This is a genomic window from Emticicia sp. (assembly GCF_049241225.1).
Lineage (GTDB): Bacteria > Bacteroidota > Bacteroidia > Cytophagales > Spirosomataceae > Emticicia.
Window position 1 is genome coordinate 1 of record NZ_JBMLRC010000478.1, and the last position, 24,824, is coordinate 24,824.

24 protein-coding genes and 1 pseudogene are annotated in these 24,824 nt (G+C 36.5%); 13 read left to right on the forward strand and 12 right to left on the reverse strand.

Going from position 1 to position 24,824, the window contains the following annotated elements; all coding sequences use genetic code 11:
• Positions 1 to 151 precede the first annotated feature (151 nt).
• The 7 genes and pseudogenes from ACOVO2_RS25145 to ACOVO2_RS25175 form a co-directional block, all read right to left on the reverse strand.
• On the reverse strand, positions 152 to 631 hold the full coding sequence (locus ACOVO2_RS25145; RefSeq protein WP_421772623.1) for a ferritin-like domain-containing protein: 480 nt from the start codon (positions 629 to 631) through the stop codon (positions 152 to 154).
• Between the two features lie 104 nt (positions 632 to 735).
• Positions 736 to 1,494, reverse strand: a complete 759-nt coding sequence (locus ACOVO2_RS25150) for a LytR/AlgR family response regulator transcription factor (RefSeq protein WP_421772624.1) — start codon at positions 1,492 to 1,494, stop codon at positions 736 to 738.
• The gene (locus tag ACOVO2_RS25155; protein WP_421772625.1) at positions 1,491 to 2,486 is read right to left on the reverse strand and encodes a sensor histidine kinase; all 996 of its coding nucleotides are present in this window, start codon (positions 2,484 to 2,486) and stop codon (positions 1,491 to 1,493) included. The genes ACOVO2_RS25150 and ACOVO2_RS25155 overlap by 4 nt, the downstream gene beginning before the upstream one ends.
• Positions 2,487 to 2,596: 110 nt before the next feature.
• The gene (locus ACOVO2_RS25160; protein WP_421772626.1) at positions 2,597 to 3,076 is read right to left on the reverse strand and encodes a hypothetical protein; all 480 of its coding nucleotides are present in this window, start codon (positions 3,074 to 3,076) and stop codon (positions 2,597 to 2,599) included.
• Positions 3,077 to 3,252: 176 nt separating this feature from the next.
• Positions 3,253 to 4,125: pseudogene (locus ACOVO2_RS25165) on the reverse strand (sterol desaturase family protein).
• An 11-nt stretch (positions 4,126 to 4,136) separates the two neighbouring features.
• Positions 4,137 to 4,529, reverse strand: a complete 393-nt coding sequence (locus ACOVO2_RS25170; protein ID WP_421772627.1) for a rhodanese-like domain-containing protein — start codon at positions 4,527 to 4,529, stop codon at positions 4,137 to 4,139.
• A gap of 78 nt (positions 4,530 to 4,607) precedes the next feature.
• Complete coding sequence (locus ACOVO2_RS25175) at positions 4,608 to 4,898, reverse strand: cytochrome C (RefSeq protein ID WP_421772628.1); 291 nt, start codon at positions 4,896 to 4,898, stop codon at positions 4,608 to 4,610.
• Positions 4,899 to 5,306: 408 nt separating this feature from the next.
• On the opposite strand from ACOVO2_RS25175, the gene ACOVO2_RS25180 reads away from it, so the two are divergent.
• The 4 genes from ACOVO2_RS25180 to ACOVO2_RS25195 all read left to right on the forward strand — a co-directional run bounded on the left by ACOVO2_RS25180 (position 5,307) and on the right by ACOVO2_RS25195 (position 10,886).
• Positions 5,307 to 7,769: a TonB-dependent receptor domain-containing protein gene (locus ACOVO2_RS25180; protein ID WP_421772629.1), complete on the forward strand. Its 2,463-nt coding sequence runs from the start codon at positions 5,307 to 5,309 to the stop codon at positions 7,767 to 7,769.
• Positions 7,770 to 7,941: 172 nt separating this feature from the next.
• Complete coding sequence (locus ACOVO2_RS25185; RefSeq protein ID WP_421772630.1) at positions 7,942 to 8,505, forward strand: Crp/Fnr family transcriptional regulator; 564 nt, start codon at positions 7,942 to 7,944, stop codon at positions 8,503 to 8,505.
• A gap of 65 nt (positions 8,506 to 8,570) precedes the next feature.
• On the forward strand, positions 8,571 to 9,674 hold the full coding sequence (locus tag ACOVO2_RS25190; protein WP_421772631.1) for an MBL fold metallo-hydrolase: 1,104 nt from the start codon (positions 8,571 to 8,573) through the stop codon (positions 9,672 to 9,674).
• 9 nt (positions 9,675 to 9,683) lie between these two features.
• Positions 9,684 to 10,886: an MFS transporter gene (locus tag ACOVO2_RS25195; RefSeq protein WP_421772632.1), complete on the forward strand. Its 1,203-nt coding sequence runs from the start codon at positions 9,684 to 9,686 to the stop codon at positions 10,884 to 10,886.
• Between the two features lie 310 nt (positions 10,887 to 11,196).
• Here the strand turns inward: ACOVO2_RS25195 and ACOVO2_RS25200 are convergent, their stop codons facing one another.
• The 5 genes from ACOVO2_RS25200 to ric all read right to left on the reverse strand — a co-directional run bounded on the left by ACOVO2_RS25200 (position 11,197) and on the right by ric (position 16,529).
• Positions 11,197 to 12,384, reverse strand: coding sequence for a sialidase family protein (locus tag ACOVO2_RS25200; RefSeq protein ID WP_421772633.1), 1,188 nt, complete (start codon positions 12,382 to 12,384; stop codon positions 11,197 to 11,199).
• 60 nt (positions 12,385 to 12,444) lie between these two features.
• The gene (locus ACOVO2_RS25205; protein ID WP_421772634.1) at positions 12,445 to 14,802 is read right to left on the reverse strand and encodes a TonB-dependent receptor; all 2,358 of its coding nucleotides are present in this window, start codon (positions 14,800 to 14,802) and stop codon (positions 12,445 to 12,447) included.
• A gap of 144 nt (positions 14,803 to 14,946) precedes the next feature.
• Positions 14,947 to 15,336 (reverse strand): hypothetical protein, encoded by a 390-nt coding sequence (locus tag ACOVO2_RS25210; RefSeq protein WP_421772635.1) that lies wholly within the window; start codon positions 15,334 to 15,336, stop codon positions 14,947 to 14,949.
• A 15-nt stretch (positions 15,337 to 15,351) separates the two neighbouring features.
• A complete protein-coding gene (locus tag ACOVO2_RS25215) occupies positions 15,352 to 15,783 on the reverse strand; it encodes an RrF2 family transcriptional regulator (RefSeq protein WP_421772636.1) in 432 nt (143 codons plus the stop codon).
• Positions 15,784 to 15,791: 8 nt separating this feature from the next.
• The gene (ric, locus tag ACOVO2_RS25220) at positions 15,792 to 16,529 is read right to left on the reverse strand and encodes an iron-sulfur cluster repair di-iron protein (RefSeq protein ID WP_421772637.1); all 738 of its coding nucleotides are present in this window, start codon (positions 16,527 to 16,529) and stop codon (positions 15,792 to 15,794) included.
• Positions 16,530 to 16,708: 179 nt separating this feature from the next.
• Between ric and ACOVO2_RS25225 the strand changes: the two genes are divergently transcribed.
• From ACOVO2_RS25225 to ACOVO2_RS25265, 9 genes are all read left to right on the forward strand, one after another.
• Positions 16,709 to 17,164, forward strand: coding sequence for a c-type cytochrome (locus ACOVO2_RS25225; protein WP_421772638.1), 456 nt, complete (start codon positions 16,709 to 16,711; stop codon positions 17,162 to 17,164).
• Between the two features lie 74 nt (positions 17,165 to 17,238).
• Complete coding sequence (gene nosZ, locus ACOVO2_RS25230) at positions 17,239 to 19,245, forward strand: Sec-dependent nitrous-oxide reductase (protein ID WP_421772639.1); 2,007 nt, start codon at positions 17,239 to 17,241, stop codon at positions 19,243 to 19,245.
• A gap of 57 nt (positions 19,246 to 19,302) precedes the next feature.
• Complete coding sequence (locus ACOVO2_RS25235; protein ID WP_421772640.1) at positions 19,303 to 19,875, forward strand: hypothetical protein; 573 nt, start codon at positions 19,303 to 19,305, stop codon at positions 19,873 to 19,875.
• 2 nt (positions 19,876 to 19,877) lie between these two features.
• A complete protein-coding gene (locus ACOVO2_RS25240; RefSeq protein WP_421772641.1) occupies positions 19,878 to 20,321 on the forward strand; it encodes a nitrous oxide reductase accessory protein NosL in 444 nt (147 codons plus the stop codon).
• A 6-nt stretch (positions 20,322 to 20,327) separates the two neighbouring features.
• Positions 20,328 to 21,581 carry a nitrous oxide reductase family maturation protein NosD gene (gene nosD, locus ACOVO2_RS25245; RefSeq protein ID WP_421772642.1) on the forward strand — a complete coding sequence of 418 codons (1,254 nt, stop codon included), beginning with the start codon at positions 20,328 to 20,330 and terminating at the stop codon, positions 21,579 to 21,581.
• 42 nt (positions 21,582 to 21,623) lie between these two features.
• Positions 21,624 to 22,337 (forward strand): ABC transporter ATP-binding protein, encoded by a 714-nt coding sequence (locus ACOVO2_RS25250; RefSeq protein WP_421772643.1) that lies wholly within the window; start codon positions 21,624 to 21,626, stop codon positions 22,335 to 22,337.
• A gap of 27 nt (positions 22,338 to 22,364) precedes the next feature.
• On the forward strand, positions 22,365 to 23,426 hold the full coding sequence (locus tag ACOVO2_RS25255; RefSeq protein ID WP_421772644.1) for a hypothetical protein: 1,062 nt from the start codon (positions 22,365 to 22,367) through the stop codon (positions 23,424 to 23,426).
• Positions 23,419 to 24,186, forward strand: a complete 768-nt coding sequence (locus tag ACOVO2_RS25260; protein ID WP_421772645.1) for an ABC transporter permease subunit — start codon at positions 23,419 to 23,421, stop codon at positions 24,184 to 24,186. Before ACOVO2_RS25255 ends, ACOVO2_RS25260 begins: the two co-directional genes overlap by 8 nt.
• A 15-nt stretch (positions 24,187 to 24,201) precedes the next feature.
• Entirely contained in the window at positions 24,202 to 24,750 is a 549-nt protein-coding gene (locus ACOVO2_RS25265; RefSeq protein WP_421772646.1) for a fasciclin domain-containing protein, read from the forward strand.
• Positions 24,751 to 24,824: the final 74 nt, after the last annotated feature.

Consider the following 24,824-nt stretch of genomic DNA (forward strand, 5'->3'; position numbering starts at 1 on the left):
AGCCTCTTTGTCGGGTGCAAAATCACGTAAATAAATTAACAAAAATCCGTAAGCCATAAAAAAGCCCATAGTAAGAAATCCAATTGCGATGTTGTTTTTACCGTTCATGATAATTTTTGTTTATTGGTTGAAAATCAATCTCTCTAAAAACTTATTTACAGTTGGTAAATGCAGGAAGGTGTTTGTTCAATGAAGCTGCACGGTTATTTTCAAAAACTTTTCTGACATCATCGGGCAAATCGAGGCTCAAATATTTATCATAAAGTGCGATATTGTCGATTTCGGCTTGGTAGCAGTTAGCACAACTGGCTTGTACACTGCTGAAAGTTGTAATTTCGGAATCTTTCCATTGGCTCATTGGCACCTCAAGTCCGTAGTTTTGAAATAGTTTTGCCAATGATTGTTGGTGTTTTACTTCGGCATCCACAATATTGACGTAGGGCGTCACCTGCCCGAATTTATCAATGGTTTTTTGATAAAAAAGCATGGCTTTGTATTCATCTTGAATAGCTTCGTTGAGTGCTAATTTTACCTCATTTGTCAAGGCTGGCGATGAAATAGCTTCATCTTTGCAGGCAAAAATGGAGGTCATTAATAAAAGACCGAAAACGATTTTTATGGAGTTTTTCATTGGAGTAATTTTTATTTTGATAAACAAAACTATACCAATGAGGCTGATGAAAACAGCCAAAAGTAGTTGAAACGGACAAAATGAGCTTGGAAGCGGACAATCAATTAATTTTCGGCGAGCCACTCTAAAAAATGACTTGCTTTTTCCTTGCTGATGGTGAGTTGTTCGGAGAAATTGAATGATAAATTGAGCAATAATTTGCGACCAAAATACTGAGAAACATCATTTATCGCCTTTCGGTTGACTAAAAACTGGCGATTTACTCGGTAAAACTGTGGATTTAGTTTTTGTTCGAGTTCGTCGAGCGTTTGGTAAATATGGTATTCTTTTCCCGCAAAAGTATGTAGATGAATGACTTGGTTTTTGAGATAAAGCAGAGCAATTTCTGGTACTGACAGTGGAATAATTTTGTCGGCTTGATGCACAATTAATGATTGAACTCTGTTGGTTTGTGGTTTTAGTAATGACAAAAGATTCTCATAATTTACGGCTGGCGTTTGTAGCTTTTCTTTTAAAATCTGATATTTATTGAGTGCTTGGGCGATGCTGTTTTTATCAAAAGGTTTCAAAATATAATCAATGCCGTTGGCTTTGAAGGCTTCGAGTGCGTATTGATTATAAGCCGTACAAAAAATGATGGGAGCAGCCACCGAAACTTGTTTGAAAATCTCGAAAGATTGTCCATCGCCCAACTGAATATCTGAGAAAATTAGGTCATAATCGTGGTTTTTGCTAAAATATTGAATAGATTCTTTAACGGTTGGCAAAATTGCCAAGACTTCAATCGCTGGATTGATGGCTTGTAAATCGTCTCGTAAATCTTCTGCCGTAAATATTTCGTCCTCAATAATTATAATTTTCATGGCTTGATGAGTTTGAGTTGAACCTTGAAAAACTGTGCATCTTTCGTAATAATCATGGGTTCGCCAGTATGGATTTTCAAGCGTTCGTTTAGGTTGTTCAGCCCCGTTTGAGAATTGGTTTCCAGTGAAAACTTTTCCTGAATATTATTACTTACCATAATTTTCTCATCTTTTGCTTCGATACAAATCTTCAATGGATGAGCGGCATCTAAGGAATTATGTTTGAGGGCGTTTTCGAGCAAACTTTGCAGGGCGAAAAACGGAATTTTACCATTTAATGTACTCGGCTGGATGTCAGTTTCATAAATCAAGCCTTCTTGGAAACGTATTTTTTGCAAATCTATGTAATCATTGCAAAGTTGTAATTCTTCTTTGAGTGAAACCAAATCTTTGTTTTGACTAATACTGACTCGTAAGAAATCCGATAATTTCATCAAATAGTTTTCTGCCATTTGCGGGTTTCTCCGCATTAATGACTTCAATGACGATAAAGCATTGAACAAAAAATGTGGATTTATTTGGTTTTTTAATGTGGCCAACTGTGCTTCTAACTGACTGATTTTCAGTTGATTATTTTCGTTTTCGAGCTTTAATTTTGTTTCACGGGTTTCAATCAAAATATTGATGATGAAGATAATTGTGTTCACCGCCGTGATATTTACCGTGCGAATAAGCCAAACATATTTTGTATTGAAAGTTACCAAATTGAAGGTGTGTGATTGTATAATTGAAATCAGCAAAACCATGATGATTGTACTCGTCAACCATTTCCAAAAGATAGATTGTAATTGAAAAGGAAAGTGCTTTAAAAATGTAATGTTGAGCAACCAGCTAACCAATGAAAATGAACTAATCATTAGAGCAACCCAAGGCAAATTAACGATTGGTGTGCCTGTCGATAAAAAAATAGGCGTTGCAATCATTAAGCCGATGAGTGGCGTGGTGAGCAAGATAATTGGCAGCCGTTTTTTTGTGGTTTCTGAAAAAGTCATTGCGTTTTTCTCGAATTTTATAACCAAAGGTAGGCATTAAAAACGACGCATAAAAAAGCAACAAGCCTAATGATAAGACTTGTTGCTCCAAATATTTATTCTACCTTATTCTAATGTTCACAAGTTTTTCCTTTCTCTTTGTCCATTTTGTGCATTTCTTCCTTCATTTTTTCAGGAACTAAACCCGCAAATGCACCGTGTAAGTCTGAAAGAGCGATTTTAATTTCTTCGTCGGTGGCATTTTGAGCAACTTTATTGGCATAAACTTCTGCTTTTGCCAACATATCTTTAAATTCTGCATCTTTTTTATCACCTTTCAAATTTTTTGGCCTGTCGGTGGCAGCCACCAAGGCTTTTGCTTTTTCGAGCATCAAAGCGGCATTTTCACGGGCTGGTTTTAGGTTATTCTCCAGCATTGGATGAAAAGTACTTTGCATCACTGCACGCATTTCCATCATTGGTTGCCATGCTTTTGGGGCATACGAACACGGTTCGCCCTCCACGCAACAATAATTACTATTTAAGGCATACGCCATCGACACGCCAAATATCATAATGAGTGTCATAATTCCGAGTTTTATCGTTTTCATTTGAGTTTTTGTTTAAAAAGTTTAGTGTAACCTTCAAAAGTTGAACACAGATGACACAGATTCGACTGGTTTTCACTGATAAAAGCAGAAGTTTATTTAAAAATCAGTGTAAATCTGTAAAATCAGCGTCATCTGTGTTCTAATTTTACGTTGAATTTTGATACGTTAAAGTTTATTTATTTTTTCCAGAAAGAATAAGTTAGTTGCGACCAAAAGGTTTTGGGAAATTTGGCCATATCATCGAAACCCAATTTGATTGTTCCATCTTCTTTTGGTACATAATTTAGTCCGAAAATATAATCCCAAATACTAAGTGTGATGCCAAAATTTACTCCATTCATTCGCTCTTTTGGTAGCTCTTCGGCGTGGTGCCAAAGGTGCATTTGTGGACTATTAAAAATGTATTTCAAAGGCCCCAAAGGCAAATAAATGTTTGCGTGATTGAGGTGTCCGACCGCCAAAGTGAAAATATGAACGATGAAAAAATCTTGAATGCCGAAGCCAATCATCGCCAAAGGAATGTATTCTAAGATGCGATAAATGACGATTTCCATCCAATGGTAGCGAAGATGCCCCGCAAAACCCATTTCTTCAATGCTGTGATGCACTTTGTGTACTTCCCACATCCACGGCACTTTGTGCAGCAAACGGTGGACATTCCATTGAACAAAATCACGCACCAAAAACAAAGTCAGCAATTGCAACCACGCTGGCCAACTTGCCACATTGATGGCTACCAAGTTTTTTATGCCAAAAAGTGCCAAGAAATCGTTGAAAGCCTGTACCGCCACATTTGAAATAGCATTATAGGCAATGAGCGAAAACAAGAAAAAATTAAAGAACATATAAAACACATCCACCCAAAAATCGTGGCGAATTGCTCCTTGATTTTTACGCCACGGAAACACAATTTCGAGCGTCTAAACGGCCAACGAAAGTCCCAAAAGCCAATAAAAATAATTGTGCCACGATGGGTTTAAAATTTCAGAAAGTAGGTAATTAAAATATCCAGTATAACTACCTACAATGGTTTCGATGTACTTTTCCATGATTGTAGCGATTAACGTTTTAGAGCAGTTGTAGTTAAACCCGAAGCTCGCCAAGCATTGATGCCACCTTCTAAATTATAGACTTGTTTGAAGCCTTTCTTCGATAGAATACTACACGCACTTCCGCTACGGCCACCCACAGCACAATAGATAAATACTGGTTTGTTTTTATCTAATTTTTCAAGCTGAGTCTCAAAATTCCCACCGTTATAGTCGATTTGCGTGGCTTGGGGCAGTACACCTTGAGCTACTTCGCCATTGGTTCGCACATCCAATATTGTTTTATTGGGTGTTTTATCCATCAATTCTATAAACTCTTTTACATTCAATCTTTTGATTTGCTGTGCTTCTGAGTAAGCTACAACGCTGATAATCAGCACAAATGTTAGCCAAATATTTTTCATTGCTTTTGTAGTTCTAAATTACTGATACAAAGCAACTATATTAAAGATTGAAAGTCTGTGATGGATGTTACACAAGCATCAAGAAGTAAGAATATAAAACACCGACCAGCCAAAAAAGATAATCAAACCCGCCCAAATCCACGACGGAATTGTTTTGGGTGTTTCACTACCATCAATCAAAAATTGCTTCTGATTACCTTTTCCGTAGGCGTTTATCATTATCGGTAAAACTCCGTCAATTACATCTCGGTCGTTGAGTCCTTCGAGGGTAATAGCTGGGCCATTTCTGACCGTAAAAGGCACTATTTTGATACCTTCTTTGCCCGTTGGGTCTTTGACGATTTTCAATGTATGCTCACCATCGGTCAATTTTCTGGAATCCAGCTCAAATTTGATGGGTGCTTCAAATTCACCAATGGGTTTTGGTTCGTCGTCTATAAATAAGATTACTATGCTTTTTGAAGTAATTTATTCAAAAGTTAATATTCAAACCAAAATACTTTTTACTGCGTTTTGGATTCTTATGATAAAGTGCATAACTATCAATCATTTGAGTAGTTTTAAACTCAAATTAACCAAGTTTATTTATTAATGTTATCTAATAGTTATCAGTAACTATTGTTGATAGTAAACGAAACAAAAGCAAATTGAAATAACTATGTGTTTATCAAAACAACTAACTGTTATTTTTTTCCAAAGGCTAAAGTTATTTACCTATTTTTGTCAATATAACAATGATTATCAATCACTTTAAAGAAATAACTTAACCGCAATTAAATGTTTAAGAAAATCTTAATATTACTTTTGGTAATTCCAATTGGGTTTACTGCTTTTTCTCAAAAAGGTAACTTTATCAAAGGCAGACTGATTGATTCTCTCACCGCTGAACCACTGGCTTTTGCCAGTATTCGATTAGAATCTAAAAACACCAATAGTCTAATTATGGGCGAAATGGCTGATGAAAAAGGTTCGTTTCAGTTTGTGGGCTTAAAAGATGATAAATATGTTATTAAGATTGAATATGTTGGTTACACACCAAAATACCTTGAAGTTAGCTACGAAAATATAAATTCTCAACTGGACCTTGGCTCGATTTCACTCGCTCCGTTGAGTCAATTATTAGAGGCCGTTACGGTTTCGGGAATAAAACCTAACGTGGTTGCTATGCTCGAAAAACAAGTTTTTAAAGCCGAAGAATTTGAAGTAGCTAAAGGCGGAACCGCCACCGATGTCCTAAAAAATATTCCTTCGATAACGGTTAATGCCGAAGGAGAAATCATGATGCGTGGCTCGAAAGGCTTTTTAATTTTGGTAAATGGCAAACCTACGCAGATAGATGCGGCCACAATTCTTTCCCAAATTCCTGCGAATACTATCGAAAAAATAGAAATGATTACGGCACCCTCTGCCAAATATGATGCAGATGGCAAAGCTGGAATTATCAATATTATTACTAAAAAAGGAGCAAACAATGGTTGGTCTCTGACTTCTAATTTTCAATTTGGTTTACCCAGAATCAAACAATACTTCAATGCTAACGAACCAAACCGTTACGGTGCTGATATTTCAGCCAATTTAAAAAAAAACAAATGGGATATTTCGACTTCTTTGAATTACTTGAAAAACGATATTGCAGGGCGTAGAGTTGGTGATGTCAACACAACTATTAATAATCTTTTTACAAGCTTTCCAAGCGATGGTGAACGTAGCTATAAACGTGAGAATTACGGGTTTAGAAGTTCGGTTATTTATTCCATTTCAAAAAATGATGAAATTTCGGCAGGTGCGTATCTCGGTGCAAGAGACCAATATCGTACGGCTGATATTCTTTATAATAATACAAAAACTGACCTTTTAACCAAAACTATTGTTGGCAGAAATACCTATTTTAATAGCAATTTAGTGCTAAAATCGGGTTCATTTAAAGTCTATAATTTGGATTATACCCATCGGTTTAAAGATGCCTCAAGTCTGACTTTTTCAAGCCTTTACGAAAATGCCTTGATTGATGGGTATACCAAAAATCGCAACCTAAATGCCACTAATTATGCTGATACACTTCAATATACGCTCAATACTGGCACAAATCCCTTAAAAGCACTCCGTCTGAAAATTGATTATGAAAAAACAATCGGCATAGGAAAACTTTCAGCAGGGTATCAATTCCGTAGCCAAGACCAAATCGGAGTTTTTGAATATTACGAAAAAGCAGGAAATTATACACCATTAGCATTTAATCCAGCATTTTCATCCAAAATTGAAGTTGTTAATCGTATTCATGGCTTATATGCTCAATATGCAGGGGTTTATAAAAAAATAGAATTTTCATCAGGTTTAAGATACGAAAATGCTTTCAGAGCATTTATTGCAAATAGAAATAAAAATTCTGCCATTCTGGAACTTTCGAATCTATTTCCATCAGCCAATATTTTATATAGTTTCAAAAAAGATTTTCGAGTAAAATTGGCATACAGTCGAAGAGTGCAACGCTCAACTAATAACGAGCTGAACCCATATCCTGAGCGAGAACATAGCGAAACCCTCGAACAAGGCGACCCAAATATTCGTCCTGAATTTATTGGACTTTATGAAGCAGGTATAACTAAGGATTTCAAGAAGGCCTCGTTATACTTGAACTTATATCGCCAGCAAATAACCGACATTGTAAATCGAGTAAACAGCGTTTACAATGATACTATATTGAATCGAATTTACACTAATGCAGGCAAAGCTCGTTTGTTGGGTTCGGAGCTTGGTCTTACTCTATCACCAATTAAAAAGTTAAAAATTTTTGTGGGTGGAAACATTTATACTTTGAAAATTAAAGGTACATTATTTGATAATTCCGTAGCAATCAATAGTAGTGGTTGGATTTATTCAATTAATTCAAACATTAGTTATCAGATTACTCCAACACTCAGCACACAGTTCAATCTATCCTATCTTTCAGCAAGAAATACAGCACAGGGCGAAGATTCGAGGTTTTATCAGCCAAATTTCTCTGTAAAAAAATCATTCCTTGATAGTAAACTAACGCTTACAGCTCAATGGCAAAATGCTGCTTTAGGCAATATGAAAGTAAACGAGCAACGAATTACAACTTTTGGCTCAAACTTTTCTACAACCACTAACTATATTCAAGAACGAAATATATTTTTACTGAATTTATCATATAATTTCAATAAAAATGATAAAAAAGCGAAACTGCCTTCGAGTGAATTTGGAGAGAAAGAGTTTTAGGCTTTCATTAATCTAAGAAGATTTTTTCTTTTATAAACTAAATAACCTTATTGAGTCTTAGAGTGCTTTCATGTGTTTGTAAATTTGCTTCTTTTGTCGAATATTAAGCAAATTTTTAAAGAACTCTGATAATTATTATTAAAGATGAGTCTTGAATTGAAAAAAAGCAATTTTGAACCAACTAATCAAATATTTCAAACAATTCAATCCGCTTCCAGACGAAGCCATCATGGCTATTACTGAAATTTCAAAACCCATAAAAATCAAGAAAAATCAAGATTTACAATCAATTGGGCATACTTGTCGCACAATTTATTTCATGAAAAAAGGCGTGGCTCGCATTTATTATTATAAAGATGAAATTGAAATAACTGAATGTTTTGCTTTTGAAAATGCGATTATTGCCCGTGTTGAAAGTTTATTCACAGGCAAACCGTCTCGAAAAGCCATTCAAATGATAGAAGACTCGGAACTTATTGGCATTAATTCCCCGAAACTTTTTGAACTCTACGATAAATTTCCTGAAATAGAACGCTTGTTCAGAAAAATTTTTGAAGCCGCCTATGTTGATACCGTCAATAGAGTGGAAAGTATTCAGTTTCACTCTGCCGAAGAACGCTACAATGCCTTATTGAAAGAAAGCCCAAATGTACTTCAAAGAGTACCTTTAAAATATATCGCATCCTATCTGGGCATCACACAAGTGAGTCTTAGCCGCATCAGAGGCATACGCTGATTATTTATCTTATGTTAAATTTTACTAAAAATGAGGTTTCTACCTTTGCATAAAATATATGCAAAATGGAAGAAATCAAAATACTTAATGCCAGTACCTTACGTAATTGGTTAGAAATTGGACAGCCTGTTTCAGTCCTCGATATACGTCCCATCGCCGAAAGAGCCGAATGGCATATTCCCAACAGCATTCATTTTAATGCTTATAATGATTTAAAAAACAATAATTTTGAGGCTTTCAGTGGCTTATTTCTTGATAAAAGTGTACCCGTAGTTGCTTACTGTGGTGGTGGCAAAATGAGTTTAGTTGCTGCTAAAATGCTACAAATGCAAGGTTATAACACGTATTCATTGGAAGGAGGCTTGAAAGCCTGGAGTTTGGCTTGGAATACAGCCACCATTAATTTCCCAAATTTTGATGTCGTACAATTTCGTCGAACAGGCAAAGGCTGTTTGTCATATATGATAATTGCTAATAAAGAAGCTATTGTTGTAGATGCTTCATTAGATACAGACGTATATGAGCAATATCTTTTAGCCAATGAGGCTGTTTTAAAATTTGTAATAGAAACCCATACACACGCTGACCATCTTTCAAGGTCGATGGAATTAGCGGAGAAAAATAACGCAGCCTTATTTTTACCCCCTAATAATAATCTACGATTCGAGTATCAAGCTATCGAAAATGATACTGTTTTCAAACTCGGAAACATTTCAGTATCAGCCATTTCAACATCAGGGCATACATTGGAAAGTATGAGTTTTAACATTGATAATAAAGTGTTACTAACTGGTGATACCTTATTTACAAATGGTGTTGGAAGACCTGACTTGAAGGCAGATACCGAAGGGATGAAAGTAAAAGCAAAGCTTTTGTACCAATCACTTCAAAAATTATTGCGCCTAAATAATGAGATAATTATACTGCCAGCTCATACAAGCCAACCTATTGCGTTTGATAATCTTCTGATTCATAGCACCTTAGAAAAGCTAAAATTAATTTCTCTCTTGCAATTGAATGAAGAAGATTTCATTGAAACTATTATTGGTCGAATTCCTGCAACGCCAGCCAATTACCTTTCAATTGTTGAGAAAAATCTTCAAGGCAATTTTAGCGACATTAACCCCATAGACTTAGAAGCAGGAGCTAACAGATGTGCTATTTCATAAAAAACTCTCATGGAAACAAAATTAGGACTCAAAGAAAATTGGGAACAGTTTAGTTTATTGGTTATCGTAAATGCCTTCGTTGGTGGAATGGTGGGCTTGGAGCGTTCCGTTATTCCACAATTAGCAGAAACCGAATTTGGCTTATCTTCCAAATCTGCCATTCTTTCTTTTATTGTTACATTTGGTATTACTAAAGCAATTGCAAACTATTTTACTGGACGATTAGCTAATAAAATCGGACGGAAAAAACTTTTAATTATTGGTTGGATTTTGGCTTTGCCGATTCCAATTCTCATAATTTATGCCGAAAATTGGTCGTGGATAATTTTCGCAAATATCCTTTTAGGTCTAAGTCAAGGCTTGACTTGGAGTAGCACAGTCGTAATGAAAATGGATTTAGCTGGCGAAAAACAGCGAGGCTTGGCAATGGGAATTAACGAATTTGCGGGTTATTTGGCGGTTGGAATTGTGGCATTTCTTACGAGCTTAATTGCCGAAAAATATGGCGTTCGCCCTTATCCTTTTTATATTGGAATCGCTATTTCGATTTTAGGACTTTTATTGACCATCATTTGGGTAAAAGACACCAATAAGTTTGCGGTAAAAGAAGCCCAAAACTCGGTGATTAGTAAAACTAAAAATATCTTTTTGACAACTACTTTTATAGATAAAAACCTCAGTTCGATTACACAAGCAGGGCTTGTTAATAATCTAAACGATGGTATGATTTGGGGACTTTTACCGATTTTATTGTTGCAACTAAAACTTAGCATCCAAAATATCGGAATAATCACCGCCATTTATCCAAGTGTTTGGGGCATTGGGCAGTTATTCACGGGTAAATTATCGGATGTTTACTCTAAGAAAAAAATACTTTTTTGGGGAATGTTTTTTCAGGGGATTGCCATTGTTTTATTGATTTTTGTGAAAAAATTTTATCTTTTAGCACTTTTGTCGGCTTCACTCGGAATCGGAACTGCTATGGTTTATCCTACTTTTTTATCAACCATTGCCCAAGTAACTAACCCATACCAAAGAGCCGAAAGTATTGGAACATTTCGACTTTGGCGAGATTTAGGTTATGCTTTCGGTGCAATCATTTCGGGAATAATCGCTGATATTTTTGGGCTTCCAATTGCAATTACTTTCATCGGATTTCTTACTATTTTTTCGGCCATTATTATTCAAACTCGTATGGACACTGAACTTTAATGAAAGTACGTTTTTAAGAAGCATGATAGATTTATCATAAAAATGCCACAAAGTTGTAAATTAACTTAAACTTAGCATTTTATTTTTTGCAGCTTTATTGCTATAATTTTGTCCAAGAAATTAATTAAATTTTAAAAGTACGCTCATTAAATATTTTCTTTTACTAAAAGTGATAAAAAAACGAACCTGCCTTCGAGCGAATTTGTAGAGAGAGAGTTTTAGGGTTTAATTGATTTGAGAAGGCTTTTTGCTTTAATAATAAGAGAGAATTTAGCACAAAAAGCCTTCTTTGATGAATATTGTTAGTCTTTTACAGCTCATTCATCAGAATCAATTGGTATTTTATTTGCTTTTTTTCTTCACCAATTTGGTGTTCATAAGCCAAAAGGAGATTATTTTCGGGCGTATTAATCACATTTGGATAATTACAAAAAGCCTCATCTGTACCAAAATATTGTGTTTTTGTATTTCCATTTGGATAAATAATCTGTAAGCCAATTTTAGTAAAACCCGTGCCTTTTTTTTCATAATTTTCAGCCCAAACCCAAGCCAAATTTTCGCCAACGGCTACCAAATGCGGAAAACGTACCTTACTATTTATTTGAGCAGCAATCACTTTACCAGTACCCACTTTACATATTTTGATACCAACTTTTTCCTCAGCACCCGTAAACCATGTCATGTAAAGCCCTTTCGAGGTTTCTGCCAGCGTTGGTCCTGTATGTGGGCAACCTTTCAACTGCCAATTATCAGCAAAAACACGTGTTGGTTTCTTAAAAGTCTTTCCACCATCAGCCGAAACCATTTGGCTTATATCTCTCATACTTCCCAAATGAATATCTCGATAAACCAAATATATATTGCCATTTTTACCTGAAAAAACATCAGTTCGACAACACTGACAAGCACTCGAATCAACCAAAATTTCTTCTCCGAATCCATTTCCTTTTGTAGTCTGACAAAATTTTACATTTCGCCCTCCTTCCTTGATTGAAGCATCGAGCCAAACGGCACCAATTTCTCCATTAGCAAGCCTCGAAATATCGCCAAATGAATGTCCAATTCCTGCGTTAATATCTTTATGGAAATAATTCTCTGCCGACCACGATTTTCCGTTATCATTTGAAACAATATATAGAAAATCGCTGGCACGAGGTTGGTCTTTGGTTGGGCGTCGCTTTTCGTATGATGCAATCATTGTTCCATCAGCCTTAAATGCCAATTTCGGCATTCCTTCTGCATGAGCCGAAGCTTCTGTTGAAATCGGGATTCGTTTTTTTTCTCCAAAAGTTTTCCCTTCATTGCTCGAAATCGAATAATAAAACGCAATTCTGCTCAATGAATCTTTCTCAGTCCAACACAAAACAGGGTTGTTTTTGTTATCTTTTGTCCAGAAAGGTGTTGCTGCAACCTTACTGATGTCAGAAATCGTAAATTGCTTAATGGCGTTCTGTTTTGGTGGAAAAAAGAACAATAAAATGATAAGTAGGATTTTCATAATACATGATATTTTAAACGAGGTAAACGTATCAATTTCACCTCGTTTATGTCTGAAAAATTATTTTTTACCCGATATACTATACTGTAAACCCATCACAAATGTGCGTGGTGCAGCAGGTGTAAATGTGGTTCGGTCGGTGGCTAAGTTTCCACGCGTTACGTTGGTAGCATAAAGTGCATCAGCCAAATTCATGATATTTGTATAGACCTCAATACCCTTAAACTCATACCCTGCTCGAAGATTTATAAGATTGTATCCTCCATAAGTAATAGTATTTGTCTGATTTTGAAACCACTGGCCTACGTGTTGCCATTCGACCGAGGTACGAAGATTTTTTGCCCATTTGGGATAATAGCTCAATTCTGTATTCCACATCCATTTTGGTGCAGAAGGCATATCTTTTCCATTGACATTTTTCAGTACATCGCTCGATTTCTGACTTAATTCAAACTCTACAAATCGGTGAATGGCGTATGCTCCGCCATAACGAAAGAAAAACTCTTTACTTGGTTTAAAAGTCAATCCGTATTCAATTCCACGGTGAAGCGTTTTTCCCGCTGCTTGATAATCATAAGAATTGTCAGGCTGACGAATACTCAAAAGCTCGTTTTTACCATCCATCTGATACACGGTGGCATCTACATAAATTTTGTTTTTGAGCAATGAAGCCCAACCACCCACTTCACGATTAATGAATGTTGCTGGAACAAGATTATAATAAAATAAATCGCCATTAGCTGCCGCAACTGTGCGTTTACGGAATACTGCTGTAAGTGCCGAAGGGGCAAATCCATTAGAGAAATTGGCATAAATCCCTTTGTTTTTGCCTAAATCATAAGTCAAACCCAGTTTTGGGGTGGTCTTAGCGTAAGCTGTTTTACCTCCAATGGCTTCACCTGTTTTTTTGTCAATATCTAAGTTGTTTACGTAATCAAAAGCCATTTTATCGTATCTCAAACCTGCCGAAATTCTGAGGCTTTTGAAAGGTTCGAAATCATATTGTACATACACTGCCGAATTATGTATATTGGCGTTATAATCTGCCAGTTTAATATCTGGACGCTCTTTTGTGATAGAATATTTCTCAACCGATTTTTTATCGGCACGTAATTGTGCCGCCAAATCTATCTGATAAGCCCAATAATCGTTCGGTGAGAAATCAAGTGTTGTTCCTACGGTTGCTTTTGAATTTAAGAATTTGAAACGTTGCGAATGTTGAGCAATAAGCCCCAAACTCCGAAAATCATTTGAATTAATTTGCCCTGTTGCGGTGGCTGCACCGGTTGTCCAGCGAATCTGATAACTTGGATTTTGTCCGTGTTTATTATCACGAGCAAAAATCGTTGCGAACGATTGCGAACCATTCGCCCAGTCTTTTTCGAGTGTCAGACGTGTACGCACCGAATAAGCCTTACGATAAGTAAAACCCGTTGTACTAATATACTGACGATTATAAAACGCCACGCTATCTACACTACCGCTGGTTTGGGAATCATAATTGGCATACGACAAAGTATAAATCAGACGTGTTTTTGGCGTAAAATGATACTCCATACGAGCATATTGAGCATTTTTAGTATAATCAGAGCTTGTCATCCAAGCGTTTTTTTGTTCACCAACTAAGCCACCCAAATAAATTTCAAACTTTCCAATCATTGCTCCTGCACCATATTGCACACGACGGTATCCCCATTGGTCTGCTTGCACACCTACACGAGCCGTTGGTACTGCGGTTGGTCTTTGCGATATAAAATTAATAGCTCCGCCCACAGCTTCAGGTCCATAAATTGACGAAACTGGTCCTTTTACAACTTCCACCGAGCTAATAGTAAACTGATTCATTTCGAGCAATGAATTATGATTAAAAACGCCCATTGGACGAATCGGAACTCCATCTTCCATGTATAAATAATACGCATTAGTGGTCATCGGCTGGCGAATCGACATAGAGTGTTGCTCATTATTGAGGTTTACCATCAAAACCCCAGGTGTTTTATTGATGGCCTCATAGACCGAGGTGGCTTTGGTTTCGTTGATGAGTTTTGATGAAAGTTTCGAGATTGCAATCGGTGTTTCGGTACGAAGACTTGCTTCTCGATTTCCCGTTACTACAACCGTCTGCAAATCTTCTACCGAAGGCTCTAATGAAACCGAAATAGGTGTATTTTCAGAAACTTCAACTCTTTGGGTTTGATAGCCAATTGTGCTGATTATAAGTGTTTTATTATTGGTTTTTAATTCAAAATTTCCGTTAATATCAGTAGTTGTACCGATGGTAGATTCTGCAACTTTTACGGTTGCACCAATGATGGCCTCTTTGTTTTGAGAATCAAAGATTTTTCCTTTTACAATTTTTTGGGCAAACGAATAACCGACTGATAATAAAAGTATTATCAAAGTAAATATATTTTTCATGATTGAAAACGAGTGTATGAGTAGGGTGTCGGAACAACCTATTCGGTAAGTGGAATTTTCTTGAAATGCAATAAATAAGACAATAAGATGCCAGCTAAAGCAATAAAAATGCTTTAAAAAGTAATTTTCTGAATTGAAAAGAAATTACGCAACGCTTGAGGGTGGATGAAACACCGAAGAAGGATGTTTCTGAGAAAAAGAGTCACGGTACTCGAAGTTTGTGCAGCATTTAGTTTTACTCAAATGAAAAACTATAAGTCCTTGAGGGGTTTCAATAAATTCAACCCCAAATAAAAATTTATTAAATTCTAATCCTTTTTGTTGTTGTTCTTGTTGCTCAGCGGCTTTTATTTGTTTTGCCAAATAGCATTTGCCATCACAGTTTAGTTCTGGACGGTTTTTATTTACACAATAATTCTGAATAATATAATCTTTGCGAAGCTCATAATCAAGAAAAATCACAGGCACTATCATTACTCGGCCCATCAGTAGAGCAAGCAACGAAAGAAGTCCTATTTGATTTTTGATTTTCATTTTCGCAAAGATTAATTATATTTTCAAGAATGATACACCTTCAGCTACATCTTCCATTAAATCGCCGACCGTCTTTTCTCTGAAAGTCTTAAATATTTCGTTTCTACAACCAGCAAATTCATGATGAAGCGGGCAAGGATTTTCCTCCGAACATTCCTCTCTTCCCATAAAGCATTTTTTCAAAACCCCAAGCCCATCAATGGCTTCCACAATTTTAATAAGAGGGATTTCGAGGGTTTCTTCTTTTACATAAAAACCTCCGTTTGGCCCTTTTATCGAATAAATGATGCCTTTTCTGACTAAATCTTGCATGATTTTCCCCATAAAATGCTGCGGAATATCTAATTCTTCCGATATTTCATGAATGCCAATTTTTCGGTGTTCATCACTTTTTACAGCCAGCAAAACTACTCCTCTGATGCCGTAGCCACAGGTTTTTGAAATCATTCTTTTATTTAATTTACGACTTGTTCTTCAAATGAGGCTTCGAGAGCCTCAATTTTTGGAAACAAGATATTATTTTCGATATGAATGTGTTGAATCAAGTCAGCATCCAATTCGGCGAGTTTTGAAAGCATCACTAAGTGCGAATTACAAGCATCAACAGGAGGTGTATAATTATTTGTAATTTCTCTGATACGAAATAAAATTTCGCCAGCACGCTCGTGTTCGTGGTGCATAACCCCAATCGGATTTGCCACCGTACCAAAAAATGGAGCATCTGGCTGTTGCTGTGCCTTCATGGCATATTGCAATGCTTTTCCATACGGAAAAATAATGTTTTCTTCTTTCGGAAGATGCGAAAGCAAATCCTGCTCCAAATCGAGGTAGAGTGCCGATAATTCATTCAAATATAGATACTTTTCGCCATGTTTGGTCGAAACTTTCTCCACAAAAAACTTTATTTCTGGTAAATTCTTATATAGATATGTATGATGTACATTGTTTACATAGTCAATCAGAAAATCAACTTCAAAGCTCTTGAAATCAAGCGAAGGGCTGCTTTTTTGAGTCAATGCTTCTATTTCGTTCCAAACCTCTTGTGGGTCTTTACCTTGTTTTTCGCAAACTTCTGCAAAGTTTTTACGTCCGCCACAACAAAAATCTACATTTAGCTTAATAAATACATCGGCCGCTTGTGGTTTGTTGGCTACTATTTCGCCAACGGTTAAGTTATCAAATCTATTTTCCATCTGTTGTTTTTCGATTAATTTTTTCACAAAGATAAAAAGACCTAAATATCTTTATTTATGATTTTTATCATATTCAATCCTTACTATTATCAGATGTTTATCAGTGGGGGTCTAATACATTTGCGACATAAAAGATATTTAACTCTTTTAATATTAATCACTCTAAAATTACTTACCAAATGAAGACATCTTTTTTAACTATCGTCTTTTCGGCTCTTATGATTTGGGGATGCGGTAGTGCAAACCAACGGGCAGAAAGCCCTAAAACCGATGATTCGGTGCTTGAAAAACAACCCGAAGTCCACGGAACAGAAATGAAAGAAGTGGCTCTTTCGACACCTTTAGACCAAACACTGGTAAAAAAAGGACAAGAAATATATGACGTAAAATGCGGTGCTTGCCACAAACTTACCGAAGAACGTTTAGTTGGCCCAGGTTGGGCTGGCGTAACTAAAAAACGCAAACCTACATGGATTTTGAACATGATTACAAACGTGGACATGATGCTTGCCGAAGATGCCGAAGCCCAAAAACTCTTGGAAGAATGTTTGGTCAGGATGCCAAATCAGAACATCAGTGAACAAGAAGCCCGTGGAATTTTAGAATTCATGCGTAAAAACGACGGAGAAAAATAATTATCTCTTTTAATGAAAGTTGAGGGAATTAACAATTTCAACTTTCAAAACTTCAATAATTACTCAAAACTCAAATGAAAACAAAACATTTTATTGGAGGAATTGCCGTTGCCACAATGGTTTTTTCTCAGATTGCTTGTAAACCAAGCAATAAAGGTGGTTCAGGCGGCTCAGAACTGGCGGGCGATGCTGCACAAAAAGTATATGTAGCTCCTGGCACGCACGATGAATTTTATAACATTGTTTCGGGAGGCTTTAATGGACAACTTTCGGTTGTCGGTTTACCATCGGGACGGACATTCAAGATAATTCCAGTTTTTTCTCAATTTGCTGAGAGTGGCTATGGATATAGTGAAGAAACCAAACCAATGCTTAATACTTCGCACGGTTTTGTGCCTTGGGACGACTCTCACCACGTTGCTCTTTCTACAACAAATTCGGAGCATGATGGTCGTTGGGCATTTATCAATGGAAACAATACGCCACGTATTGCACGTGTTAGTTTGAAATCTTTCCGTACTGAAGAAATCATAGAATTGCCAAACTCTGGAGGAAATCACTCTTCACCTTTCATTACATCAAATACAGAATACGCTGTGGCAGGAACACGTTTTTCGGTTCCGCCAGATGATAAAGCCGATGTACCGATTAGTTCATTTAAGAAAAACTTTAAAGGGTATATAAGTTTTGTGAGTATTGATAAGAATACAGGTAGAATGGGCATTAAATTCCAGTTGAAAACCCCAGGTGTAAGTTTCGACTTGGCTCGTGCTGGTAAAGGAAAATCGGCTGATTGGTTCTTTTTTTCAACTTATAATACTGAACAAGCTAACTCACTATTAGAAGTGAATGCTTCACAAAAAGACAAAGACTTAATCTTGGCTGTAAACTGGAAAAAAGCAGAACAATATTTGGCACAAGGAAAAGGAAAAAAGGAGTCTGCAAAGTATGCACATAATGTGTATGATGAAAAAACACACTCGGCGACTTCAACAATAATGAATGAAATCATGACTCTCGACCCAAAAGAATGTCCAGATATGTTGTATTTCATGCCTTGCCCAAAATCTCCGCATGGTTGCGATGTTGACCCGACTGGTCAGTACATTGTAGGTTCAGGTAAATTGGCTGCGGTTATCCCTGTTTTCTCATTTGATAAAATGCAAAAAGCCATTGCCACAAAAACATTCGATGGAGATTTCGATGGAATTCCAATTTTAAAATATGATGCAGTACTTCATGGCGAAGTGAAAAAGCCAGGTCTTGGACCACTTCACACCGAGTTTGATGGTAAAGGAAATGCCATTACATCGTTCTTTGTTTCTTCTGAATTGGTTCGCTGGAACATCGAAAAATTAGAAGTAATTGACCGTGTACCAACCTATTATTCTGTAGGACATTTGAGTATTCCAGGTGGGCCAACTGCCAAACCTTGGGGTAAATATGTAGTAGCTTACAATAAGATTACGAAAGACCGCTATTTACCAACGGGGCCTGAATTAGCACAGTCGGCTCAGCTTTATGACATTTCGGGAGATAAAATGAAACTTTTACTTGATTTCCCAACCATTGGAGAGCCTCACTATGCAGAGTCAATACCTGCAAGTTTAATTGAGAAAAATTCGACAAAAATTTATAAAATCGAAGAAAATGCCCACCCTTATGTAGCAAAAGGAGAGAAAGAATCGAAGGTAGTTAGAAAAGGAAACGAAGTACACGTTTATATGACTTCGATACGTTCGCACTTTACACCTGATAATATTGAAGGCGTGAAAATGGGAGATGTGGTTTATTTCCACGTAACAAACCTTGAACAAGACTGGGACGTACCACACGGATTTGCAGTCAGAGGAGCTTCTAATGCTGAATTGCTGATTATGCCAGGAGAAACCCAAACCTTAAAGTGGACACCAACCAAAGTGGGCGTAACACCAATGTATTGTACTGACTTCTGTTCAGCTCTTCACCAAGAAATGCAAGGTTATGTACGGGTATCGCCAGCAGGTAGCGATGTGCCACTGACTTGGAGTACTGGAAAAAATCCAGTAGCAGAGGCAGAGAAAAAAGTGGCGAAGAAATAATCAAATAACTAAAACCTATGAGGTATTGAAGACCTCATAGGTTTGAATACAAAAGATATGAAACCTCTTAAAAAAATATCACAAGCATTATTGGCAGTGGGTTCGCTTAGCTTGATTATTACGTACTTCACGCCACTTTGGCGAATTGATTTGTGGGCACCACAATATCCAGAAGGGCTTTCGATGCAAATTTGGCTTACAAAACTTTCAGGACAAGTTGAAATCATTAATGGCTTGAATCACTATATCGGAATGGCTCACATCAAAGAAGAAATGTTTCCAGAGTTTAAGGTTTTGCCCTATTTCGTTGGGTTTTATATCGTTTTGGGTTTACTGACAGCCTTTTTGAAAAGTCGAAAAGTATTGTTTGCTTTTCTTGGAAGCCTCATTATCGGCGGAATTGCCGCCATGTATGATTTTTGGAGTTGGGGCTACGAGTATGGTCATAATCTGAGTCCAGATGCTGCTATAAAAGTCCCTGGAATGTCGTATCAACCACCATTAATCGGCTATAAAGAACTACTCAATTTTGGAGCTTATTCTATTCCAGCTGCTGGTGGATGGTTATTCGTCTTACTGGGCGTGATTACTATCGGAGTTATTTTCTACGAATCAAAATACAATAAATAGTTATGAAAAGGATATTTGCTATTGTAGGAATTTTATTGGCATTCATGACGAGCTGTTCAAGCCAAACTGAGCCAATTAATTATGGAAAAGATAATTGCAACTTATGCAAAATGACTATCATGGAGAAAGAATATGCCTGCGAGTTAGTTACGAGCAAAGGCAAAGTTTTTAAGTTTGATGATGTGAGTTGCATGGTAAAATACCTAAAAGCAAGCCAAACATCGGATGCTGACTATGGTTTTATAGTGGTGAATGATTTCAAGAATCCTAAAAAATTCATTGATGTACATAAAGTTACTTTTTTGAGTGGTGAAGCCTTTACAAGCCCCATGAGAGGCGATTTAGCGGCTTTTTCAGAAATAAAAGCAGTTGAAGCTGAAAGTAACAAAGATGCAACTATCAAGATTTTGTCATGGAAAGAAGTGCTTGAAAAGTTTAATAAATAAGACAAAATGAGAAACTTGACTATCCTATTTTTTTTCGCTACTAATGTGCTTTTTGCCAAAACTTGGCGAGTAAATACCGTAAAGTCGCTTTATCAGAGTATTAAACAGGCGTCGGCTGGCGATAGTATTTTGATTTTGAAAGGTATTTACAAAATCAAAAACATCGAAATAAATAAACCTTTGATACTCATTGGCAAGGGTTTTCCAGTATTAGATGTCCAATTCAAAGGTGAAATTCTGACTATCAAAGCCTCGGGAACACAGGTAAGAGGAATTGAATTTCAGAACGTTGGCGAGACGAGTTCGATAGATTGGGCTGGTGTGAAAATATTAGAATCTGAAAATGTAATCATCGAAAACAATCGCTTCCGAAACTGTTATTTTGGGGTGTATCTGTCAGCTTGTACCAAAACTAAAGTGCTTAATAATCAGGTGATTGGACAGCCAAAAGATGAGCAAACTACTGGAAATGGCATTCATGCTTGGAAATGTGATAGCATCTTGATTGCCAATAATTACGTGCAAGGGCATCGTGATGGAATTTATTTTGAGTTTGTTACCAATTCTAAAGTTCTCCGAAATTATACTACACAAAACATTCGTTATGGTTTACACTTCATGTTTTCGCACAATGATACTTATGAGTTCAATCAATTTGTAAAAAATGGTGCGGGTGTGGCTGTGATGTACACTAAATACGTAACAATGAAAAACAATATTTTTAGAGATAATTGGGGCGGTGCTGCTTATGGAATTTTACTAAAAGATATTGCCGATAGTCATATCGAACACAATCAATTTCAATCGAACACGGTCGGGATTTATATGGAAGGTTGTAGTCGAACTACTTTTCTACAAAATGAATTTTCGCAAAACGGTATTGCTATGAGAATCCAAGCCAATTGCGATGACAATAGCATTAAAACCAATAATTTCTTAGCAAATACTTTTGATGTTGCCACTAATGGAAACTCGGTTTATAACGATTTAACTCAAAATTATTGGGATAGATATGATGGTTACGACCTTAACCGAGATGGCGTGGGCGATATTTCGTATAGACCAGTCAGTTTGTTTTCAACACTTATTGAACGAGTTCCGCAAGTGATGATGTTGCTTAGAAGTTTTACAGCAACGCTACTCGACAAAATCGAAAAGATTATTCCAAGCCTTACACCCGAAAACTTAAAAGACGATAAACCATTGATGAAACCCATCAAATTAGACCCAATCAAGGTGGATTTACCCATAGGTGCCTAAAAAATTATTCGCTCATTCAATCATTCACTTATTCTTTGGAACATGATACTTTTTGACAACATAAATAAATCGTTTGGTAAACTAAATGTCTTACAAAATATCAATGTTTACTTTGAAAATGGGCAATCGGTCGCAATTGTTGGGCCGAATGGTTCGGGAAAAACAACGCTAATTAAGAGTTTGTTGGGAATGGTTATACCAGATAGTGGCAAAATTTATGTCGATGCCCAAGATACCAAACAAGATTTTACTTACCGCTCGAAAATCGGTTATATGCCACAAATTGGGCATTATCCACCAAATCTAAGAATCCGTCAGCTTTTTGAAATGATGATTGATATTCGATTAGGGAAAAATCACAACGAAAAATTAGACGAAGAAATTATTGAAACATTTGCTCTAAAAGATATATATGAGAAACCACTCGGAATACTTTCGGGTGGAACAAAACAAAAAGTTAGTGCCGCATTGGCGTTTCTGTTTGACCCACAAATTTTGATTTTGGACGAACCCACCGCAGGTTTGGACCCTCTGGCAAGCGAGATACTAAAAGAGAAGATATTGAATGAAAGCCGAAAAGGAAAACTCATCATTATAACTTCGCACATCCTTTCTGATTTGGAAGAATTGGCTAGTCACATTCTTTATATTCAAGATGGACAAATTCAGTTTTTCAAAGAATTAGAGAGCCTTAAAAACGAAATCGGAGAAACTAAACTCAATAAAATCATTGCTCTTTTGATGAAAAAAAAATAAAATTCATTTAAAAACACTTGAATTAGCGTGAAAAACCTCATTTTTATCATATTACCCTTAGCTCTTATTTCGATGTTACTTGGCTTGTATGTTGGCTTTATTCGCATCGGGTGGGCATTTCCTGTGAGTTCGAGGCTTCCAATTCCACAACACGGTATTCTGATGATAGGCTCGTTTTTAGGCACATTGATAAGTGTAGAGAGGGTAGCTGTTTTGAAAACTCGTTGGACATGGTTAGTGCCAATTTTGATGGTTTCGAGCTTATTTTTTATCATTTTTCTGCAAAATTTAGTAGCATTTGGAGTCTTACTTATTGGTAGTTTAGGATATTGCTTTATTTCTTTTCAAAACTACCAAACCTATAAACTCCGAGGCGATGTTTTGATGATTATCGGGGCTGCGTTTCAAGTGATTGCGTTTACAGTCTTCATCATTACACATTCATATCCGATGTCGTTTGCCTCTTGGATGCTCTATTTGATATTTACGATTGTGGGCGAAAGGCTTAATCTGACAAGGTTTTTACCTGTTTCAAAAAAGTCAGTCATTGAGCTTTACATTTGGCTTGGTTTGATTTTGGTAAGCTCTTTTCTTTATCATTTTGGCTTGGCGGTTGTGGTTAGCATTAGTTTGTGGGGAATTGCCCAATGGCTTATCCGTAATGATATTGCCCTCATTAATATCAAAAAATACGGACATTTTAAGTTTCTTGGTGTGGCATTGCTGAGTGCGTATGCTTGGTTGATAATTTCAGGAGGATTAGGGCTTTTGAAAACCGATAATCCGTATATCTATGATGCACTTTTACATTCATTTTTTGTGGGTTTTGTACTGACCATGATTTTGGCTCATGCCCCCATTATTTTTCCGAGTTTGCTTCAAATCAGAATCACGCCTTTTCACCCGTTTATGTATATTTGGTTATTGGCTTTGCATATTAGTTTATTTCTAAGAGTTTACGGCGATGTATTTCAGCAATATGAACTCCGAAAATTGGGTGGTTTACTTAACGGAATCAGTTTTATGGGTTTTTTATTTACGATTGCAGGAATTATTCTAACAAAGAAAATCATTAAAAGTCATGAATAAAGTCATTAAATACGTAGTCTATGATATTATCCGAAATCGCTTCGTGATAAGTTATACCGTTCTGCTCTTGCTCATTAGTCTTGCCTTTTTCGGCTTTGAAGCTGACCCAAATAAAGGACTTTTGAGCTTATTAAACATCATTTTGATGGTTGTGCCTTTAGTAAGTATCATCTTTACAACTATTCAATTTTATAATTCTTACGAGTTTCTGGAATTACTTTCTGCACAGCCAATTGGCAGAAAAACTATTTTTTTTAGCCAGTATTGGGGAGTTAGTATTTCGCTTTCATTGGCTTTCCTGATTGGCGTTGGACTCCCAACCTATATTTTTGAAGGCTCAGTAAGTGGACTTATTTTAGTTTTATGCGGCTTGTTGCTTACAATGGTTTTTGTTTCCTTAGCGTTTTTAGCGTCGGCAATTACCAAAGATAAAGCCAAAGGAGTCGGCATTTCTTTGGGCATTTGGTTCTATTTTACCATTGTTTATGATGGATTTGTACTTACAGCATTGCTCTCATTCAGCGATTATCCACTCGAAAAAGCGACGCTATTTTTAACAGCACTTAATCCATCAGATTTAGCTCGAATTTTAGTCTTAATGAAACTTGATATTTCGGCACTTTTGGGTGTAACAGGAGCAATCTTTCAACAATTTTTCAGTTCAAACCTTGGTTTTACTATTGCCATTTTACTCATTCTTTTATGGATAATTTTCCCTATTGGATTAGCATTTAGAATTTTTAATAAAAAGGATTTATAATTAAAATTTACTCAAATGAAAAATGTATTCTACTCACTAATTATCGTGGCAACAACGCTTGCTTGCCAATCAAACACCGAACAACAAACCTCAACTACTACCGAAGCTCCCGCCATCGCCAATGCAGGACAATCGGGGGTTGAAGACAATGATTCACAAAAAGACGTGGTAAAAGTTGCTGTTGGCTCAAAAGACCATACTATGCTCGTAACGGCCGTACAGGTTGCTGGTTTGGTTGATGCTCTTTCAAACGCAGGGCCATTTACGGTATTTGCTCCAACCAACGCCGCCTTTGAAAAATTACCAAAAGGAACGGTTGAAGATTTACTGAAACCTGAAAACAAAGATAAACTGAAAGCCATTCTCGAACATCACGTAATGACATCGGCTCTGGCGGCTGATTTCTTTCAAGATGGTCAAACAATGGGTATGGTTGATGGAACAAATGCAACTTTTAGTGTAAAAGATGGTGTAACATACATCGGTGATGCAAAAATTGTAGGCTCGGTCAGGGCTTCAAATGGCTGGGTTCATGTGATTGATAGCGTAGTTGTGCCGAAGTAATTTTATCTTTTTTTACGTACCGTATGCTACGAGAATAGCTTGACAGTTTCGGATTAAGCCGTATTTACAGGTTT

Excerpts from the sequence above, each read along its gene's own strand:
- ACOVO2_RS25180 (WP_421772629.1), top strand. The coding sequence starts at position 5,307 with ATGTTTAAGAAAATCTTAATATTACTTTTGGTAATTCCAATTGGGTTT.
- ACOVO2_RS25155 (WP_421772625.1), bottom strand. The coding sequence starts at position 2,486 with ATGACTTTTTCAGAAACCACAAAAAAACGGCTGCCAATTATCTTGCTC.
- ACOVO2_RS25150 (WP_421772624.1), bottom strand. The coding sequence starts at position 1,494 with ATGAAAATTATAATTATTGAGGACGAAATATTTACGGCAGAAGATTTA.
- ACOVO2_RS25225 (WP_421772638.1), top strand. The coding sequence starts at position 16,709 with ATGAAGACATCTTTTTTAACTATCGTCTTTTCGGCTCTTATGATTTGG.
- ACOVO2_RS25190 (WP_421772631.1), top strand. The coding sequence starts at position 8,571 with ATGGAAGAAATCAAAATACTTAATGCCAGTACCTTACGTAATTGGTTA.
- ACOVO2_RS25210 (WP_421772635.1), bottom strand. The coding sequence starts at position 15,336 with ATGAAAATCAAAAATCAAATAGGACTTCTTTCGTTGCTTGCTCTACTG.
- ACOVO2_RS25200 (WP_421772633.1), bottom strand. The coding sequence starts at position 12,384 with ATGAAAATCCTACTTATCATTTTATTGTTCTTTTTTCCACCAAAACAG.
- ACOVO2_RS25265 (WP_421772646.1), top strand. The coding sequence starts at position 24,202 with ATGAAAAATGTATTCTACTCACTAATTATCGTGGCAACAACGCTTGCT.
- ACOVO2_RS25240 (WP_421772641.1), top strand. The coding sequence starts at position 19,878 with ATGAAAAGGATATTTGCTATTGTAGGAATTTTATTGGCATTCATGACG.
- ACOVO2_RS25205 (WP_421772634.1), bottom strand. The coding sequence starts at position 14,802 with ATGAAAAATATATTTACTTTGATAATACTTTTATTATCAGTCGGTTAT.
- ACOVO2_RS25145 (WP_421772623.1), bottom strand. The coding sequence starts at position 631 with ATGAAAAACTCCATAAAAATCGTTTTCGGTCTTTTATTAATGACCTCC.
- nosZ (WP_421772639.1), top strand. The coding sequence starts at position 17,239 with ATGAAAACAAAACATTTTATTGGAGGAATTGCCGTTGCCACAATGGTT.
- ric (WP_421772637.1), bottom strand. The coding sequence starts at position 16,529 with ATGGAAAATAGATTTGATAACTTAACCGTTGGCGAAATAGTAGCCAAC.
- ACOVO2_RS25250 (WP_421772643.1), top strand. The coding sequence starts at position 21,624 with ATGATACTTTTTGACAACATAAATAAATCGTTTGGTAAACTAAATGTC.
- ACOVO2_RS25160 (WP_421772626.1), bottom strand. The coding sequence starts at position 3,076 with ATGAAAACGATAAAACTCGGAATTATGACACTCATTATGATATTTGGC.
- ACOVO2_RS25170 (WP_421772627.1), bottom strand. The coding sequence starts at position 4,529 with ATGAAAAATATTTGGCTAACATTTGTGCTGATTATCAGCGTTGTAGCT.
- ACOVO2_RS25215 (WP_421772636.1), bottom strand. The coding sequence starts at position 15,783 with ATGATTTCAAAAACCTGTGGCTACGGCATCAGAGGAGTAGTTTTGCTG.
- ACOVO2_RS25260 (WP_421772645.1), top strand. The coding sequence starts at position 23,419 with ATGAATAAAGTCATTAAATACGTAGTCTATGATATTATCCGAAATCGC.
- nosD (WP_421772642.1), top strand. The coding sequence starts at position 20,328 with ATGAGAAACTTGACTATCCTATTTTTTTTCGCTACTAATGTGCTTTTT.
- ACOVO2_RS25235 (WP_421772640.1), top strand. The coding sequence starts at position 19,303 with ATGAAACCTCTTAAAAAAATATCACAAGCATTATTGGCAGTGGGTTCG.
- ACOVO2_RS25195 (WP_421772632.1), top strand. The coding sequence starts at position 9,684 with ATGGAAACAAAATTAGGACTCAAAGAAAATTGGGAACAGTTTAGTTTA.